Source organism: Pollutibacter soli (genome assembly GCA_029269725.1).
GTDB lineage: Bacteria > Bacteroidota > Bacteroidia > Chitinophagales > Chitinophagaceae > Pollutibacter > Pollutibacter soli.
Map to the genome: position 1 here is coordinate 275495 of JARJHS010000005.1, position 17018 is coordinate 292512.

The following is a 17018-nucleotide window of genomic DNA, read 5'->3' on the forward strand; positions in this document are numbered from 1 at the left end:
ATGAAAAAGATAAACAGAATACTTGCGGTAGCCCTGGTCGTTAGCCTGATGGTTACCGGTTGTTATAAAGAGTTTGATCCGAAGAGTTATCAGCCGCCACTCAGTATTGGGGGATATACCAGCTCGGATGAAATTGCACCGAATAATCTCGTTGGATGGTTTCCATTCGATGGAGATTATGCAGACAAAGTTTCCAACACCGCAGGAACAAACGTTGGTACTTCATTTACCAACGGGTTCAAAGGACAGGCAATGCAGGGTGCACTTGATGCATACGTTACATTCAACCCCACTGCAGCCATCGCGGATATGAAAAGTTTTACGATTACGTATTGGGTGAATAGCCCTGTGAATACCGCGGGTATCGTAGGGCTTGTAAATATTTCTCACAAAACGGAATTCTGGGGAAATATTGATATGTTCTTTGAAAACGGAAGTACCCAGGATGCTGCAAAGTTCCGGGCTCATGTAAGAAATGGTACTACAGATACATGGGTTGCAAAAGATGGAATTCCAGCAGTATTCGACAACTGGACCAACCTGGCTCTGACTTATGATGCAGGAAGTTCAACGTTCAATTTTTATGTGAACGGATCACCCTCAGCATCCAGTACTGCAGCCGGTTTCGGAGATATTTCTTTCAAAGAAATTGGCCCGATGGTTTTTGGTACAGTACAGTTTCAAACTACTCCTTCATTGACCAGCGCAACAGGCAAACAGCCCTGGGCGAGTTATCTTACCGGCGCACTTGACGAAGTTAGAATTTATAATACCGCTCTTTCAGCATCAGATGTTTCAGCATTGGTGAAACTGGAAGGCCGAGGAAAGTAGGTTATGCAGTTGGTTACAGGGGTTATCCGAAAGGGTAGCCCCTTTTCATTATTAACAATTCACAACAACCAGGGACGCACAACTATGGGTTAATTTTACTGCGTTACCTGTATTGACGAGACCTGATGGAATTGACAAAAAGCTATACTAATTCTAAATTGATTTTGGTGGCCTCCCTGAGATGCTTAACCGCTTTTTTATTGATGGTATTTTTTTCGGGTTGTGGAAAATCGGGTTCTGATCCGAACCCTCCACCGGATCCACCTGCGTCATTTAATTTTACGGCGCTTCGGGTGAATGGAAGTTTTAATGGATTTGAATACAAGGGAATCAATAAAAGGCCAATCGTCAGGTTGAGTTTTGATGTGCCCCTGGAAAAAACAAGTACCGCTTCATCCATCACGATTAAATCTGCTGCAGGACCGATCGTAAACTATTCGATTCAGTTTTTAAACAATGATAGCACTGTTCAGATTATACCTTCAACTGATCTGAATCCGCTATCTCAGTACACGGTCACTGCTTCGACCACACTGAAATCTGCAAAAAACGGTTCTCTTCGTACAGCCGTTTCCGTTATTTTAAAAACAGCTATCGACTCGTCCGATAAATTTCCAAGAATTTCGGACGATGCACTTCTGGATCTTGTTCAAAAAAATAACTTCAAATATTTCTATGATTTTGGTCATCCTGCGAGCGGGCTTGCGCGGGAACGCAACAGCTCTGGTGATCTTGTTACCAGTGGCGGATCGGGCATGGGAATCATGGCGATCATTGTAGGTATTCATCGCAATTTTATTTCAAGAGATGAAGGATTGGTTCGCATTCAGAAAATAACAGAATTTCTATCAACGAAAGCAGAGAGATTTCATGGCGCATATCCTCACTGGCTGAACGGAAATACGGGCAAAACAATTCCTTTCAGTGCTGATGATAACGGTGCTGATCTTGTTGAAACATCTTATTTGGTTGCAGGACTATTAACCGCCAGGCAATATTTCAATCAGAATAATACAACTGAAAATAAACTGCGTGCGGATATCAATGCAATATGGAATGGAGTGGACTGGGATTGGTTCCGTCGTGAAGGTCAGCAGGTGTTGTACTGGCACTGGAGCCCGGATAAAGGCTGGGCGATGAACATGAAAATCCAGGGATGGAACGAATGTCTTATCACTTATGTACTCGCTGCTGCTTCGAATACTCACACCATTCCTGCAACTGTATATACGGAAGGCTGGGCCAGGAATGGCGCGATGAAAAACGGAAATTCGTTTTATGGAAGAACGCTTCCGCTTGGACCTGCTTACGGTGGGCCTCTGTTTCTTGCGCATTATTCTTTCCTTGCCATCAATCCAAATCAGTTAAAAGATGGTTATGCAGAATATGATGAACAGGTTCAGGCACATACCTTAATTAATCATGACTACTGTGCCGAAAATCCCAGGCAGTTTTATGGATACAGTGATTCCTGCTGGGGACTTACAGCAAGCGATAATTTCAATGGATACTCCGCTCATTCACCAACGAATGATATTGGTGTAATTGCTCCTACAGCTGCGTTATCATCTTTTCCATATACACCACAACAATCAATGGCCGCGCTTCAGTTTTTCTATTATAAACTGGGCGACAAACTCTGGAAGGATTATGGTTTCGTGGATGCATTCAGTCTTGACAAACCATGGTTTGCAGATTCGCATCTTGCGATCGATCAGGGACCAATAGTTATAATGATTGAAAACTATCGAAGCGGATTGATCTGGAATCTGATGATGAGTGCACCGGAAATTAAAACAGGACTTGTAAAACTGGGATTCACCAGTCCGAATTTGTAAACCGACAAATCAACAATTCCCATATGAGACTTATTCTTTTTTTGTTTTGTGTTCTGCCGTTAAGCATGCTGGCACAAAAGAAATCTTCAGCAAAAAAGAAAACAGACGTAAAACTGCCTGCTGACGTTGAAGCTGTTTTTGACTCTGTTCAGCGGCAGACTTTCCGCTATTTCTGGGAAGGCGCAGAACCGGTGAGTGGTCTGGCGCGCGAACGTGTACACATGGATGGGGATTATCCTGAAAAAGATCAGTCGGTGGTGACGATTGGAGGAAGCGGATTTGGCATAATGGCTATACTTTCGGGTATCCATCGTGGTTATATTACAAGGGAAGAGGGCTTCAAACGCCTTAAACATATTGCTGACTACCTCGAAAAAGCAGATCGGTTTCATGGTGCCTGGCCGCATTGGCTGCATGGGGAAACAGGTAAAGTGAAACCTTTTGGTTATGATGATGATGGAGGTGACCTGGTTGAAAGTTCTTTCCTGATAACATCTCTTCTTTGTGTGAGACAATATTTTGCTGATGGCAATGCTGCTGAAAAAGCACTCGCTGCCCGGATGGATAAACTGTGGCGGGAAGTTGATTTTAATTGGTATCGTCGCGGCGGACAGAATGTGTTGTACTGGCACTGGAGTCCGAAATACGAATGGAAGAAAAATTTTGCAGTGCGTGGGTATAACGAATGCCTGATCATGTATGTGCTGGCCGCTTCTTCGCCTACGCATGGTGTTCCGGCAGAAGTCTATCATCAGGGATGGGCCGATAATGGCAGGATTATGCACAAAAGAGAGGTGATGGGTCACGAGTTGCAGTTGTTGCACCAGGGGCCCGCTCCAAATGGCGGACCACTGTTCTGGGCGCATTATTCATGGCTCGGACTCGATCCACGTGCGTTAAAAGATAAGTATGCCGACTACTGGAAGGAAAACAGGAATCAATCGTTGATTAATTATGAATGGTGTGTAAAAAATCCAAAAAAATGTGCAGGATACGGACCAAACAATTGGGGTCTTACAGCGAGTTATTCTGTGAAAGGATATGCTGCACATGAACCCAGTGATCGCAGCGACTATTGTGTGATATCACCAACGGCTGCATTGTCGTCCATGCCCTATACACCCGAACAATCCCAGGCTGCCATGATGAACTGGTACAGAGACATGAAGGATAAGGTGTGGGGTGCTTATGGTTTTTATGATGCCTTCAGCCAGGCCGAAAACTGGTATCCTCAGCGATATCTTGCAATTGATCAGGGCCCCATTGTTGTCATGATGGAAAATTATCGCAGCGGCCTATTGTGGGATTTGTTTATGAGCTGCGCGGAAATACAGGCCGGACTGAAGAAGCTGGGATTTACGATCAATAGGTAGATACCAATATCTGAGAATACGGAATACAGAATTGCGGAGGGATGAAACCTGCCTGCCGCCAGGCCTGAAAATGGAAAACCGTATACCGGACGTTCGTAGTTCGTAGAGACGCGATGCATCGCGTCTCTACGAACTACGAACTACGAACTACGAACTACGAACTACGAACTACGAACTACGAACTACGAACTACGAACTACGAACTACGAACTACGAACTACGAACAACGAACAACGAACAACGAACAACGAACAACGATCAACGAACAACGAACAACGAACAACTAGCTGTTCGTGACAACCGACAACTACTGTGAACTAACTTTTAACTTTCAACTTCCACTCATGTCAACACGCTTGCAATTTCTCCAGCAATCCACTCTTGCCGCAGCTGCTTTAATGACCGCTTCACTGGAATCATTGGCAATGCAGATGCCACAGCAAAAACTTCGTGTAGCCGTGATCGGATGTGGCAGTGTAAGTAACCGGTATCTTCCGCAGTTGAAGAGCTCAAAGCTAATCGAAGTAGTTTCGCTATGCGATATCAAATTTGACAGAGCAGAAAAACAGGCAAAAGAATTCCAGGTTAGAAATATTTATCCGAATATCCAGGATCTGCTCAAGGGTATTCCGTTTGATTTAATGGTTACCCTTACTGATATGCAGGTTCATGGTGATCTGAACAGGATGGCCTTGAATGCCGGACGGCATGTCTGGAGTGAAAAGCCACTCGCCAATACTTACGGTGAAGGCAAAGCGCTTTTGGATCTCGCAAAAAGTAAGAATCTTAAACTCTGGGGAGCACCTGCGGTTGTAAACAGTCCTCAGTATGCATTCATGAAGCAGGCGATAAAAGATGGTAAACTTGGAAGACTCGCATCAGCTCACGGACAATACGGTCACACAGGCCCTACCTGGAGCGCTTTTTTTTATGAAAAAGGTGGTGGCAGTATGCCAGACCTCGGTGTGTATAATATGTCCACGCTGACGGGCTTACTAGGTCCCGCAAGAACCGTGATGGCAATGACCAATATTGTTAACCCGGAAAGAACGGTTGATGATAAAGGGAAAATAAAAGTTGAAGCGGAAGACAATGCACATATACTTATGCAACATGATAACAATGTTATTTCGCATGTCATGTGCGGCTTCAACTATTTTGATCCTCATGGTCATGATGCCGCAGGGCAAACACTACATACCATTCAGATTTTTGGTGATGCAGGAAACATGCGGCTCATTGGTTATGATTGGGAACCCAAAGGAGTGTTTCTTGAAACTTCCTGGAGCGAACCGGGTAAGCTCTTCGAGACTGATGCAAAGGGTTATGAATGGCAGGAAGGAGCGAGAGTAGTGGGAGAGGCAATCATCAATAATCAGACACCGAAGATCCAGGTGGAACATGCATTACATGTACTTGAAGTAATTGAAGCGGCGAGGAAGTCTTCTGAGACGGGGGTGAGGGTGAAATTGGTGAGTAGTTTCTAAGTGGGTTTTGTTTCAAGCTGGCCTTCGGCTATGAGGAACAGCCAGCACGCAGGGGTCGCGGAGAAACTGCCCGCGGAGTAGCGCGGAGGAAATTGTATCGAGTCGGGTCCGGCTTTCTGAATTTCGAAAGAACAGATTTTTTCGAAGGAAGAAACGAATTAATTTAATGCAATTTCTTTACAACCGGACCTTAATAAATACTATTTCCCTTTTGAAACTTTAGAAAGACCTGCTAACGTCATCGCTTTAAATCGCTATTATTTTTAACCGTGAATTTCACGTCTGGGGTTGAGGATTTTCTACATCATTGCCGTTGATGTACACTTGTTTTCAACTTTAGCTTACATGAAATTTGGGAATTGAATAACGGAGAAGTGATTGCAAGTTCAAAGAATGATTTTCATGAAAATGATCTCATCCCAATTATTATCAGCGAAGCAATCTACGTACACAATAAGTTGGGCCCGGGTTTCCTGGAAAGCGCTTATAAGGAATGTTTAAAGCACAGATTAATAAAAGCGGGACTTTATGTTGAGAAGGAAATACCTATTCCGATAGTATTTGATGAAATAAAGCTTGAATGCGGATACCGGGCGGATTTTCCCATTAATAGAAAAATAATTCTTGAGATCAAATCCGTTGATTGCTTAATTGATAAACACGTTGCGCAGACACTTTCCTATTTAAAATTTGGAAACTTTAAACTCGGCTTGCTTATTAACTTCAATGTTCTACGTCTTAAAGATGGGTTGCGACGAGTAGTGAACGGGCTCTAACTCAAATTTTTCTAAGTCTACCAATTCCTGTCTGTCATATTATCTCCGCGTAACTCAGCGTGTATTCCTCCGCGACCTCGGCGTCCCGGCTGTTAAAACCCAAGCCGAAGGCTTCCAATCCAAACCAGATTTTCCTTACTTTCATCCCGCTGCCATTCAGACGCTTCTCTTAATATTAAAATTCTATTTGTATGCGCTTTTGCTTCGGGTTCGCAGCAGTTTTCATTTCATTATTTTTAGTCACCTCCTGTAACTCAGATAAAAAAGTGGCGACCAGCACTACCCAACTGGAAGAACAGATTCGCGAAAAAATGAAAGCTTTCCCGGAAGCGAAATACGCTGTTGCCTTCCGAAATCTTTCGAACGGAGAAGAATTGATGATCAATGCAGAAGATAGTTTTCATGCAGCCAGCACGATGAAAACTCCGGTGATGATTGAGCTGTACAAACGAGCTGCTGAAGGAAATTATTCAATGGATAGTACGATAGTAATAAAGAACAATTTTAAAAGTATAGTTGATGGGAGTGAGTATCGCCTCGATTCCATGCAGGACAGCGAACATGATCTGTACCTGCATGTTGGTGAAAAAATGAAAGTGAAGGATCTTATCTTTCGTATGATTACCATGAGCAGTAATCTCGCTACAAATATCTTAATCGAAGAAGCAGATCCGAAAAATATCATTTCGACCATGCGTTCCATCGGAGCTGATCAGATACAGGTGCGAAGGGGAGTAGAGGACAGCAAAGCATTTGAGCTGGGATTGAATAATCGTACCAATGCAAAGGACCTGATGACGATTTTCACACACCTGGCTAACGGTACTATTGTTAACAAAACTACGTGCGATTCTATGATCGTCACATTAATGCAGCAACATTTTACGGATCGAATACCCGGTAAGCTTCCAAAGGATGTAAAGACGGCAACAAAATCGGGGTCGATTACAAAAGTATGTCACGATTCCGGGATCGTATTTCTTCCCGATGGCAAAAAGTATGTTGTAGTGATCCTTACCTCTGGAATTGCGAATGAAGAAAAAGCATCCGCCCTTATTGCAGATGTCTCCCTTGCTATTTACAACTATGTTACCCGATAGAAACCATACTCAATGCTCATCGGTTTAATAATTTTTTGCAGAATCAGGAATCTTTATCATTCACAGTTTCGACATACCTGGTATTACTCACGGTTTGAATTTCACAAATCCATTTGCTCTGAGATAAAAAAAACTGCTTCACAATGGAAGCAGTTTTTTATAAAAAGTTAGATATGTCTTAGTAACCTTCGTTCTGCACGAGGTTTTTATTTACATCTGTTTCACGTTGCGGGATCGGCCAGATCAGTTTTGGAGAATTCCATGCAAGGCCTGATACAGGCTGTTTCAAACGTTTTGATTCAGACAATGCCTGTCCTTCGAAAGCGAACTCCAGGTAGCGTTCTTTTAAAACAGCAGGGAGGTCAACAACATCTAATGGATCAAGACCTGCTCTTTCCCTGATGAGGTTGACATCTTCCTTAGGAGTGGCACCTACTGATTCACCAAGCCTGACGTTTGCTTCTGCGCGGGTCAGGTACATTTCAGCAAGGCGGATGACAAGTACATCACCGTAAGTGTCGAGATGTTTTTTAGTGTAGTAGTTTCCTCCGGATAACTGGAAGAAAGCACCACGGACATCACCGGCTTCGTATTTAGCCCTGTGAGCGTCTTTGATTTTGCAATCACTACGACCTGAAGTACCAGGGATAGCAGAGATTGTTCTTCCAAAGAAGGTGTTCATGTCATTTATACCATCCTGGGTAGTAATCTTGACGAAGAAAATATATTCCTCAGGTGTGGTGCCTCCGCCATTGATTTCTGTAAACCAAAGGTCTTCGAAATCTGTTTCGAGAGACTTTCCGCTGTTTTCAATTACAAAATTGGCGGCTTCTCTTGCTGCTGTATAATTACCGAGTACCATGTAAACACGTGATAGCATTGCTGCAGCAGTGAATTTTGTTGCATAGCGGGAATTGTCTTCAGGCAGCAGGTTTTGCGCTTTTGTCAGTTCTGCAATTACAAAATCATACACTTCTTTGACAGAGTTACGGCTTACATAGTTAGCCTCAGTGATTTCTGTTGTTGGAGTGGTAATAATGGGAACGCCAGGGTTTGACGCATAATCTCCATCTCCATAAAACTTTGCGTACAACTTTACCAGGTCGAAAAGCATAGAAGCACGAAGGAAAGTGGCTTCTCCTTCAACACGGTCCCTGTTTTCCGGTGAAGATGTGACTTTGTCCAGCGCAGACAAAACATAATTGCAACGGTTGATAGCATTATAAACGCCCGCCCAGGTAGAAGCAGCATAGGTGTTGTTTGATGACATTGCTGCGTTATAGGCATCATTCAATGGAGCAAATGTACCCGTGAAGTTGATATCATCTTTGTTGCCTGTAAGTGCATTGAATAATTGCAGATCGCCGCCATAAACGCTGGTGCTCTGAATACCGTCGTAGCATCCGATAAGAGTTGCGTTTACATCACTCTCGGTAAGCAATGCAACATCTGAACCAATGCTCTGGTAAGGATAGATGTCCAGCCTTTTGCTGCAACTTCCAGTCATCAGGATCACTGCTGCCGAAATAGTAGTAATTCCGAAATTTATTTTATTGAACAGTTTCATTTTCTTTTTCAATTTTTAGAATTAGAAAGTAACGTTAATACCGAATAAGAAAGTTCTCGGCTGCGGAGCAGTATAGAAATCATTGCCTTTCGCAATGTTCGAATCAAAGTCATCCGCGTTTACTTCCGGATCCCAGTAAGGATATTGTGTAATGGTCAGCAGATTATATGCAGAAACATATACACGCAGTTTTTCCATTCTCAATGTTTTGACAATTTTCGGAGTGAAATTGTATCCGAGTGTCAATGTTCTTAAACGTGCATAATCACCTTTAACCATGTAACGGCTGCTCGCCTGTGAACCATTGATGGTATACAGACGGACCTGTGGAACATTTGTAATATCACCAGGTTTCTGCCAGCGTGCCAGCTGGTCAGCTGTGTTGTTATCTTCATACAACATGTTTGCTGAAGAGTAACGACCCATACCATAGATATTGATTTGATTTCCCCAAACACCATTGAAGAATACAGAAAGATCAAATCCTTTGTATGAGAAGTTGTTGGTAAAGCCCCATATAGCATCCGGGTTTGGATCGCCGATTACCACACGCTGTGCCTCGTTGTAATTATTTGTGGTAGTACGATCAAGCTCACCATTGGTGCCTTTGATGTTTTTGTAAAACAATGCATCACCATTTTGTGGATCAACGCCAGCATATTCCGGAGCGAAGAAAACACCCACTGCTTCTCCTTCCATTACACGATTCATGCCGCTTACGCCACCTGTGATTACCTGGCCAAGTATATTATCTACACGTCCTTTATTGAATGCCAGGTTGAGGTTGGTTGACCATTTGAACTGACCAACAAAATTCTGAGAGTTCAATACGAATTCCCATCCTTTATTGCTCAACTTACCAACGTTCTTTGTGATTGTCTGGAAACCTGATGTTGCAGGAACATTTACGTTCAGCAAGAGACCATCAGTTTTCTTTTCATAATAGTCGATTTCACCTGTCAACCGGTTATTGAAAAATCCGAAATCGATACCAAAGTCCATCTGCTTGGTTGTTTCCCATTGCAGATCGGGATTCGCGAGCTGAGATGGACGTTGTCCGCTCACACCTGCATAACCAGCATCACCGGAGAACAAGCCCATCTGCGGGAAGTTTCCGATTTCTGCGTTACCGACGATTCCATAGCTCGCCCTGAGTTTCAGGAAACTGAGGAATTTTGTATCAGAGAGGAAATCCTCATTTGTCAGGATCCAACCCGCAGACACCGCTGGGAAAGTACCTGTTCTTGAGTTCTTACCAAAGCGGGATGACTGATCAATACGCGCACTGGCAGACAACAGGTATCTTTCGTTGAAAGTGTAGTTTGCGCGAAGGAAATAAGAAAGGAAGCGGAAATCTGTTTGAGTAGATGTACCGGCATACACATCAGCAGCACTTGCAATTTTCTGATAGGAGTTGGAAGGATATTCCATACCGCTTACAGAATTGTATTTGCTTGATGACTCCTGGTATTGCATACCCAATACCGCATCGATATTGTGTTTACCAAATACCTTATTATAGTTCAGGTAATTGTTCAGGTTGAAGTTGGTAACAAAAGTTCCGGTATTCTGACCATCACCATTTGTTGCAGAACTATTGTTACGAACAGTCTGTGACTGCCAGTAACCTTCTTCATTCTGGCTCAGATAGTCCAGGCCAAATTCACTATTGAATGTGAGGCCTTTCATTATTTTTGCTCTTGCATACGCATTGCCAAGTGTACGATAGATCTCCTGAGAGAATTTCGCGTACTTAACAGAAAGCATCGGGTTATAATACAGTGGAAGACCAGGATCGCCGGGGGGAGTTCCTGCATCGAGACCGGTGTTCGGATCAATGAAAGGTGACATCGGCATCAATGCTGCGGACTGCATTGGGCTGGAGAATGCATTATCCCCAGGCAGCCTGCGATTGTAAGTGCGCGATAAACTCATTGACATTCCGAGATCTAACCAGTTGTTGATTTTCTGGTCAAGGTTCAGACGACCTGTTGTACGAATGAGGCTGTTTCCGACTATAATTCCTTTCTGATCAAGGTGCTGGAATGATCCGTAAAATCTGGTGCGATCATTACCCCCGCGGAACTGGACATCGGCCTGGTTATATGGCCCTTTCTGGAAGAACTGATCCTGCCAGTTATAAGTTTTACTTGGATTCTGTGCCCATTGGCCATAGCTGTAATAATCCAATACAGATTCTTTTACGTAGGTAGTCCAGCTATCAGGATCTGTCGGATCTATTCCATCCTGTGTATCGTTATATAAGGCACCTTCCAGAATCATTTCTGCATACTGGTCTGAGTTCAGCATGTCCACACGACGTGTTGCTTCTGACCAACCCGTCTGGAAGTTTACAGAAACATTTGTTTTACCAGCTTTACCCCTTTTGGTCGTGATAAGAACGACACCGTTTGCCGCGCGTGAACCGAAGATGGCACCTGCAGATGCATCTTTCAGAATTTCGATAGACTCGATATCATTTGGATTGATATCCGCAAGGGTGTTGGTGGCACCTCCGTAGGAACTGAGGTCTCCACTGGTGATGGGAATTCCATCGACAACGAACAGCGGCTGACTGCTGGCGCTGATGGATGAGTTACCCCTGACCCTGACCGTTACTGCCTGGCCAAGCTTACCACTCATACTGTTTACAAATACACCAGCGGCTTTACCCTGGAGTGCCTGGTCAACTGTCGGAGTTGGCATGTACTCAATGTCTTTTCCCTTAACACGGGCAATATTCCCCGTAACATCTTTCTTAATCTGTGTACCACCATAACCGGTAACAACTACTTCCGAAAGGTTACGTGTGCCAATGGACAATTTAACCTCTACCGTTGTGCTGTTGGCAACAACAGATGCATCGTCGTATCCGATTGCGGAAATGATGAGTGTTGCACCTTTTGCAACTGAAATAGAAAAATTTCCCTGAGCATCTGTGCTCACCCCACTGGTGGCACCTTTAACTGTCACTGAAGCGGATGGAATTGGATTTCCGTTATCATCTGTAACCTTTCCGGTAACAGTGACGGTTTGTGCAAAGGATGTGAAAAATAGCAATAATGCTGCTGTTAGTGATAATAGCAATTTTCTCATGTCTGCATGAATTAGTTGGCTGTAAATTTAACGCAAAATTATCTTAAAGTGATTCATAATGAACGCATTTGGCTGGTGAAATCACATATTTGAAAAAAATAAATTGCTCGTTTTTTACACAATAAAATTGTTTGAGTGTTTTTGATAAAACAATGCAGCGATTTTCCGATTGAATTTGTCTGTCGCCGCTCGTTCTGATAATTTCCGGAAAAATATATGTTGTAAAAAAATATTTGTTTTCTGTAGTCCACATCTTCCATTTTTGCGCATATCCTGCAACGTTAGTGATCCTGCAAATTCATATTTAATTTTTTGCCAGATGTGTCGTCCGCTGCCAAAATTGATATTCATTTAAACAGAGAAAAGCCTGTCTGCCTTGGTCTTTTTACGGAGCTATTAAAATAGTTTCCCCTGCTCCGTTGGCCGTCGGAAAAGATCCGTGCGAAGCGGAACTTTTTCCATATTCATATGATACAATTTCCCATATTTCTCATACTGCTGAGCAACCAACTGCGCTACCGGTCCGGATCCCCGCATACGCAGGCCCCATCTCGTATCATTTACTTTTCCGTCGTGACCATCCTCGATGGCGTGCCATACCTTATCTGCTCTGTCCGGGAAGTTTTTATACAGCCAATCATGAAACAATAGTTTTATGGCACCATTCAGCCGGATAAAGGTGTAAGCGGTAAATACCGCTCCCGCATCTGATGCAGCCTTCATAATCCTCTGCATTTCATGATCATTCAGTCCGGGTATCATAGGACCCATCATGATCCCCATCCTGACGCCTGCAGAACTGAGTTCTTCAATCACTTTCAATCGCTGCGTCGCTGTGACTGTTCGTGGCTCCATCACTCTTCGCAGGTCTTCGTTAAACGAAGTAATGGAAACCATTGCCCTGACGAGTTTTTTCTGGGCCAGCTCTTTCAAAATATCCTTGTCCTTAATAATCCATGCATTTTTTGTAAGGATGCCGACAGGGTGATTAAATTCATTACAAACCTCCAGCAGACTTCGTGTCAGCCTATATTTCTGTTCAGCAGGCTGGTAACAATCCGTATTTCCGCTCAGCATAATAGGCATGGGTTTCCATCCGGGATGCATCAACTCTTTCCGCAACAATTGCGGAGCATTCATTTTTACAATGATTTTTCTTTCGAAATCGAGCCCTGCACTATATCCCCAATATTCATGAACATTTCGGGCATAACAATAAATGCAACCATGTTCACAACCAGCATATGCGTTCATACTGTAAGCCATACCCACATCCGGGCTATCAATTTTATTTACGATCGTTTTTGATTGTTGCTCGAGGTATTGGGTGGGCAGATTGTTTTCCGTCCAGTCATCAATTCCCTCAATATGTTCCTTTGATTGTTCATCCTTCAAAAATTTATTGCGTGTATTTATTTGTGCCCCGCGCCCAACGAGGTATTGATGTTCAGGTTCCCTCTCACCAGGTTTTATTTTATAGTGATCCTGTTTCAGTTTCGATGCCATCGCTTTAGTTTGATCTGGTTTTGGATTAGTTTTCATCATCAAATAAGGTGAACTGTTTATTCCTGGGATGATCTCCGGATAGTGGTATTTTCAACAGGTATTTATAAGGTTGATTGATTTTGTTTCGCTTCATCAGTTTCATTTCTTCCGCGATAAACCTGCCGGTGAATGAAGTATTCCTGTACTTTAACCATGCATTTTCAAATTGTCTTTCAGGGATATTCCTTGCAATCGTAATCTGCGGATCGGGGATAAAGAAAGGTTTATGATCATCATCAATCTTTAGAAATCTTTGCATTTCTGTTTTAAGCTGCCTCGTTAAAGCATCGATATGTTTCCTTGAAACAATCTTTAAAAAAATGGTGTGCGAAGGCTGGGATCCGAAATCGCGTAATTCCAGTTTGCAGGAGGAAAGAATGCCGGAGAGTTTTTTAAACCTGCTGAGGAGTTGATTTTCGGAAGAGTGATAGTGGGAAAATCTCAAAATTGTCAATCTGGGTTTATCACTTGTCGTGGACAGAGGAAATTCTTCAGCAAAATCTCTTTTGATCAATTCTACCTCTTTCTGCAAAGATTCATGAGGCTCAATTACCAACTGATATTCATTCACTTCGAATTCCTGCTCCATCATAATATGGTTAACTAATAAAATTAGTATAAAAATACTAAAAAAATTAGTAATTCAAAAATAGTCTTATCATATTCTGCAGGAAGTATTGAGTTATTGAAAGAATTGTTTTTTATTGCGAAGAAGCCTTAACTTGTCTATACAATTGAATTCATGGGTATCAAAAAATCAAGACGGGGTTTTCTTCGACAGGCGGGGTTGATGTCCGGGATATTCGCTGCTGGTAAGGCTTTGGGTGAAAATGTCGGCATTTTTTCACAAAAGAACCCTGGGTTTTCTGCCGCAGATAAAATAAGCGTCGGTGTCATTGGGCTGGGATTAATGGGCTTCGGCGATCTCGAAACGGCTTTAAAAATCCAGGGGGTATTTGTAGGTGGTGTCTGTGATTTGTATGAAGGACATCTTGATCGTGCAAAAGAAATCTGGGGAAAAGATTTATACACTACCCGGGATTTCAGGGAACTTCTTGAGAGAAAAGAAATCGATGCCGTAATTGTCGCAACTCCGGATCACTGGCATGCGCCAATTTCAATTGCGGCCATGCGTGCAGGTAAGCACGTATACTGTGAAAAGCCGATGGTACAAAAAATTGAATCCGGACTGGAAGTGGTGCAGGTGCAAAAAGAAACAGGTAAAGTATTCACTGTCGGTTCTCAGGGTGTGAGTAGTGTTGCAACGATCGAAGCCGCAAAATTGATTGAATCCGGCGCGATAGGTGAGATCAATTGCATACAGGCTAGTCACGACAGCTATCACACGATGGGGGCCTGGAATTATTCGATACCAACCGACGCTTCTCCTCAAACAGTTGATTGGGATCGTTTCCTGGGTTCTGCACCGAAACGCGCTTATGATCCCGTTCGTTTTTTTCGATGGAGAAACTATAGTGACTATGGTACAGGAGTCGCCGGGGATATTTTCATTCATAAAATATCTGCAATACACAGGGCCATCAATTCAATGGGTCCGGAATCGATTTATGCAACCGGCCAGCTTTCATTCTGGAAAGATGGGCGCGACGCAAGGGATGTTATGACCGCGATAATGCAATACCCTGCATTACATGGGCATCCTCCATTTCAGACAGAACTCAGGGTTAACCTGGCCAATGGAGGAGGTGGCAGCAGCGATCTGAAAATTGTCGGAACAGAAGGTTCTATTGAATTGCGAGGAAATACCATGTTGATGCGCAACCAGAAATTACCAAAGGCGCCAGGTTATGGAGGATGGGATGGATACAATGTATTTTCTTCAAGGCAGCAAAAAGCATTTCTGAAATGGTATAATGAAAAATATTCCACGGCCGACCAGGCAAAAATACCAGCGACAGAAAAACGGTTTGCGGCACCTGCGGGCTATGATGATCGCCTTGATCATTTCCGTTATTTTTTTGAATCGATCCGCGGCGGAAAACCAGTAGTGGAAGATGCGGTGTTCGGTCTTCGTGCCGCAGGTGCATGTCTTGCATGTAATCTCAGTGCTGATCAGGGTAAGGTGATCAGGTGGGATGCGGAGAAGATGATGGTAGTGTAAGAATGTTTTCTGCTGAAATTTCGCCCGCAGATTACGCGGATGGGTTTAGATTAAAACGTGCCTCTTGTCTGCGTAAACCAGCGTCAATCTGCGGGTAATTGTCTTGTGATAAAGAAGATATTTTTCCTCAGTTTTTGCAGATTTAATCCATGTTCTAATTTGCTTAAATAAGTGTTCATCAACGGGTCAATTCTCATCATTGAGTTTATTTACTTTTCTATGCAATGATTGTGAGATATTATCAGTATCGAAATTGATCAGCAGTCCAAGTCGCTTTCCCGATAACTTTAAATAGGTAAGCATATGCAGGTGATGGATGTTCGCAAGTGATTCGACTGATTTTATTTCAACCAATACCAGGTTTTTCGAGATGCATCCGTTGGTAAGAATGTTTTCTGCTGAGATTTCGAACGCAGATTACGCGGATGGGCGCAGATTAAAATCTGCCTCTTATCTGCGTAAATCAGCGTCAATCTGCGGGTAATTGTCTTGTGATAAAGAAGATATTTTTCCTCAGTTTTTGCAGGTTTAATCCATGTTCTAATTTACTTAAATAAGTGTTCGTCAACGGGTCAATTCTGATCATTGAATTTATTTACTTTTCTATGCATTGATTGTGAGATATTATCAGTATTGAAATTGATCAGCAGTCCAAGTCGCTTTCCCGATAACTTTAAATAGGTAAGCATTTGCAGGTGATGGACATTGGCAAGTGATTCGACTGATTTTATTTCAACCAATACCAGGTTTTTCGAGATGCATCCGTTGGTAAGAATGTTTTCTGCTGAGATTTCGCACACAGATTACGCGGATGGGCGCAGATTAAAATCTGCCTCTTATCAGCGTAAATCAGTGTCAATCTGCGGGTAATTGTCTTGTGATAAAGAAGATATTCTTCCTCAGTTTTTGCAGATTTAATCCATGTTCTAATTTGCTTAAATAAGTGTTCATCAACGGGTCAATTCTCATCATTGAGTTTATTTACTTTTCTATGCATTGATTGTGAGATATTATCAGTATTGAAATTGATCAGGAGTCCAAGTCGCTTTCCCGATAACTTTAAATAGGTAAGCATTTGCAGGTGATGGACGTTCGCAAGTGATTCGACTGATTTTATTTCAACCAATACCAGGTTTTTCGAGATGCATCCGTTGGTAAGAATGTTTTCTGCTGAGATTTCGCACGCAGATTACGCGGATGGGCGCAGATTAAAATCTGCCTCTTATCAGCGTAAATCAGTGTCAATCTGCGGGTAATTGTCTTGTGATAAAGAAGATATTCTT

The 17018-nt window shown here is 42.9% G+C and carries 14 protein-coding genes; 7 read left to right on the top strand and 7 right to left on the bottom strand.

Annotated elements, in window-relative coordinates:
- The 6 genes from P2W82_RS14655 (at position 1) to P2W82_RS14680 (ending at position 7405) form a co-directional block, all read left to right on the top strand.
- On the top strand, positions 1–831 hold the full coding sequence (locus P2W82_RS14655; protein ID WP_336516651.1) for a LamG domain-containing protein: 831 nt from the start codon (positions 1–3) through the stop codon (positions 829–831).
- A gap of 203 nt (positions 832–1034) precedes the next feature.
- Positions 1035–2669 (top strand): glucoamylase family protein, encoded by a 1635-nt coding sequence (locus P2W82_RS14660; RefSeq protein WP_336516652.1) that lies wholly within the window; start codon positions 1035–1037, stop codon positions 2667–2669.
- Positions 2670–2692: 23 nt separating this feature from the next.
- A complete protein-coding gene (locus P2W82_RS14665; RefSeq protein WP_336516653.1) occupies positions 2693–4042 on the top strand; it encodes a glucoamylase family protein in 1350 nt (449 codons plus the stop codon).
- Between the two features lie 344 nt (positions 4043–4386).
- Positions 4387–5529 (top strand): Gfo/Idh/MocA family protein, encoded by a 1143-nt coding sequence (locus tag P2W82_RS14670; protein WP_336516654.1) that lies wholly within the window; start codon positions 4387–4389, stop codon positions 5527–5529.
- A 359-nt stretch (positions 5530–5888) separates the two neighbouring features.
- Entirely contained in the window at positions 5889–6305 is a 417-nt protein-coding gene (locus P2W82_RS14675; protein WP_336516655.1) for a GxxExxY protein, read from the top strand.
- Positions 6306–6496: 191 nt separating this feature from the next.
- Complete coding sequence (locus tag P2W82_RS14680; RefSeq protein WP_336516656.1) at positions 6497–7405, top strand: serine hydrolase; 909 nt, start codon at positions 6497–6499, stop codon at positions 7403–7405.
- 178 nt (positions 7406–7583) lie between these two features.
- Here P2W82_RS14680 and P2W82_RS14685 read toward each other — a convergent pair whose 3' ends face one another.
- From P2W82_RS14685 to P2W82_RS14700, 4 genes are all read right to left on the bottom strand, one after another.
- Positions 7584–8972 carry a RagB/SusD family nutrient uptake outer membrane protein gene (locus P2W82_RS14685; protein WP_336516657.1) on the bottom strand — a complete coding sequence of 463 codons (1389 nt, stop codon included), beginning with the start codon at positions 8970–8972 and terminating at the stop codon, positions 7584–7586.
- Between the two features lie 21 nt (positions 8973–8993).
- A complete protein-coding gene (locus P2W82_RS14690) occupies positions 8994–12068 on the bottom strand; it encodes a SusC/RagA family TonB-linked outer membrane protein (protein ID WP_336516658.1) in 3075 nt (1024 codons plus the stop codon).
- Positions 12069–12464: 396 nt separating this feature from the next.
- Complete coding sequence (locus P2W82_RS14695; RefSeq protein WP_336516659.1) at positions 12465–13574, bottom strand: PA0069 family radical SAM protein; 1110 nt, start codon at positions 13572–13574, stop codon at positions 12465–12467.
- A 25-nt stretch (positions 13575–13599) separates the two neighbouring features.
- Complete coding sequence (locus P2W82_RS14700) at positions 13600–14202, bottom strand: 2'-5' RNA ligase family protein (RefSeq protein ID WP_336516660.1); 603 nt, start codon at positions 14200–14202, stop codon at positions 13600–13602.
- Between the two features lie 153 nt (positions 14203–14355).
- Here P2W82_RS14700 and P2W82_RS14705 point away from each other — a divergent pair, with 153 nt between their 5' ends.
- On the top strand, positions 14356–15735 hold the full coding sequence (locus P2W82_RS14705) for a Gfo/Idh/MocA family protein (protein ID WP_336516661.1): 1380 nt from the start codon (positions 14356–14358) through the stop codon (positions 15733–15735).
- A 186-nt stretch (positions 15736–15921) separates the two neighbouring features.
- Here P2W82_RS14705 and P2W82_RS14710 read toward each other — a convergent pair whose 3' ends face one another.
- The 3 genes from P2W82_RS14710 to P2W82_RS14720 form a co-directional block, all read right to left on the bottom strand.
- Positions 15922–16140 (bottom strand): GxxExxY protein, encoded by a 219-nt coding sequence (locus P2W82_RS14710; RefSeq protein WP_336516765.1) that lies wholly within the window; start codon positions 16138–16140, stop codon positions 15922–15924.
- Positions 16141–16307: 167 nt separating this feature from the next.
- The gene (locus tag P2W82_RS14715; protein ID WP_336516662.1) at positions 16308–16535 is read right to left on the bottom strand and encodes a GxxExxY protein; all 228 of its coding nucleotides are present in this window, start codon (positions 16533–16535) and stop codon (positions 16308–16310) included.
- A gap of 158 nt (positions 16536–16693) precedes the next feature.
- Complete coding sequence (locus tag P2W82_RS14720; protein WP_336516766.1) at positions 16694–16912, bottom strand: GxxExxY protein; 219 nt, start codon at positions 16910–16912, stop codon at positions 16694–16696.
- Positions 16913–17018 lie beyond the last annotated feature (106 nt).

Coding starts and splice junctions, on each gene's coding strand:
- P2W82_RS14700 (WP_336516660.1), bottom strand. CDS start 14,202: ATGGAGCAGGAATTCGAAGTGAATGAATATCAGTTGGTAATTGAGCCT.
- P2W82_RS14690 (WP_336516658.1), bottom strand. CDS start 12,068: ATGAGAAAATTGCTATTATCACTAACAGCAGCATTATTGCTATTTTTC.
- P2W82_RS14670 (WP_336516654.1), top strand. CDS start 4,387: ATGTCAACACGCTTGCAATTTCTCCAGCAATCCACTCTTGCCGCAGCT.
- P2W82_RS14695 (WP_336516659.1), bottom strand. CDS start 13,574: ATGGCATCGAAACTGAAACAGGATCACTATAAAATAAAACCTGGTGAG.
- P2W82_RS14665 (WP_336516653.1), top strand. CDS start 2,693: ATGAGACTTATTCTTTTTTTGTTTTGTGTTCTGCCGTTAAGCATGCTG.
- P2W82_RS14680 (WP_336516656.1), top strand. CDS start 6,497: ATGCGCTTTTGCTTCGGGTTCGCAGCAGTTTTCATTTCATTATTTTTA.
- P2W82_RS14685 (WP_336516657.1), bottom strand. CDS start 8,972: ATGAAACTGTTCAATAAAATAAATTTCGGAATTACTACTATTTCGGCA.
- P2W82_RS14655 (WP_336516651.1), top strand. CDS start 1: ATGAAAAAGATAAACAGAATACTTGCGGTAGCCCTGGTCGTTAGCCTG.
- P2W82_RS14705 (WP_336516661.1), top strand. CDS start 14,356: ATGGGTATCAAAAAATCAAGACGGGGTTTTCTTCGACAGGCGGGGTTG.
- P2W82_RS14660 (WP_336516652.1), top strand. CDS start 1,035: ATGGTATTTTTTTCGGGTTGTGGAAAATCGGGTTCTGATCCGAACCCT.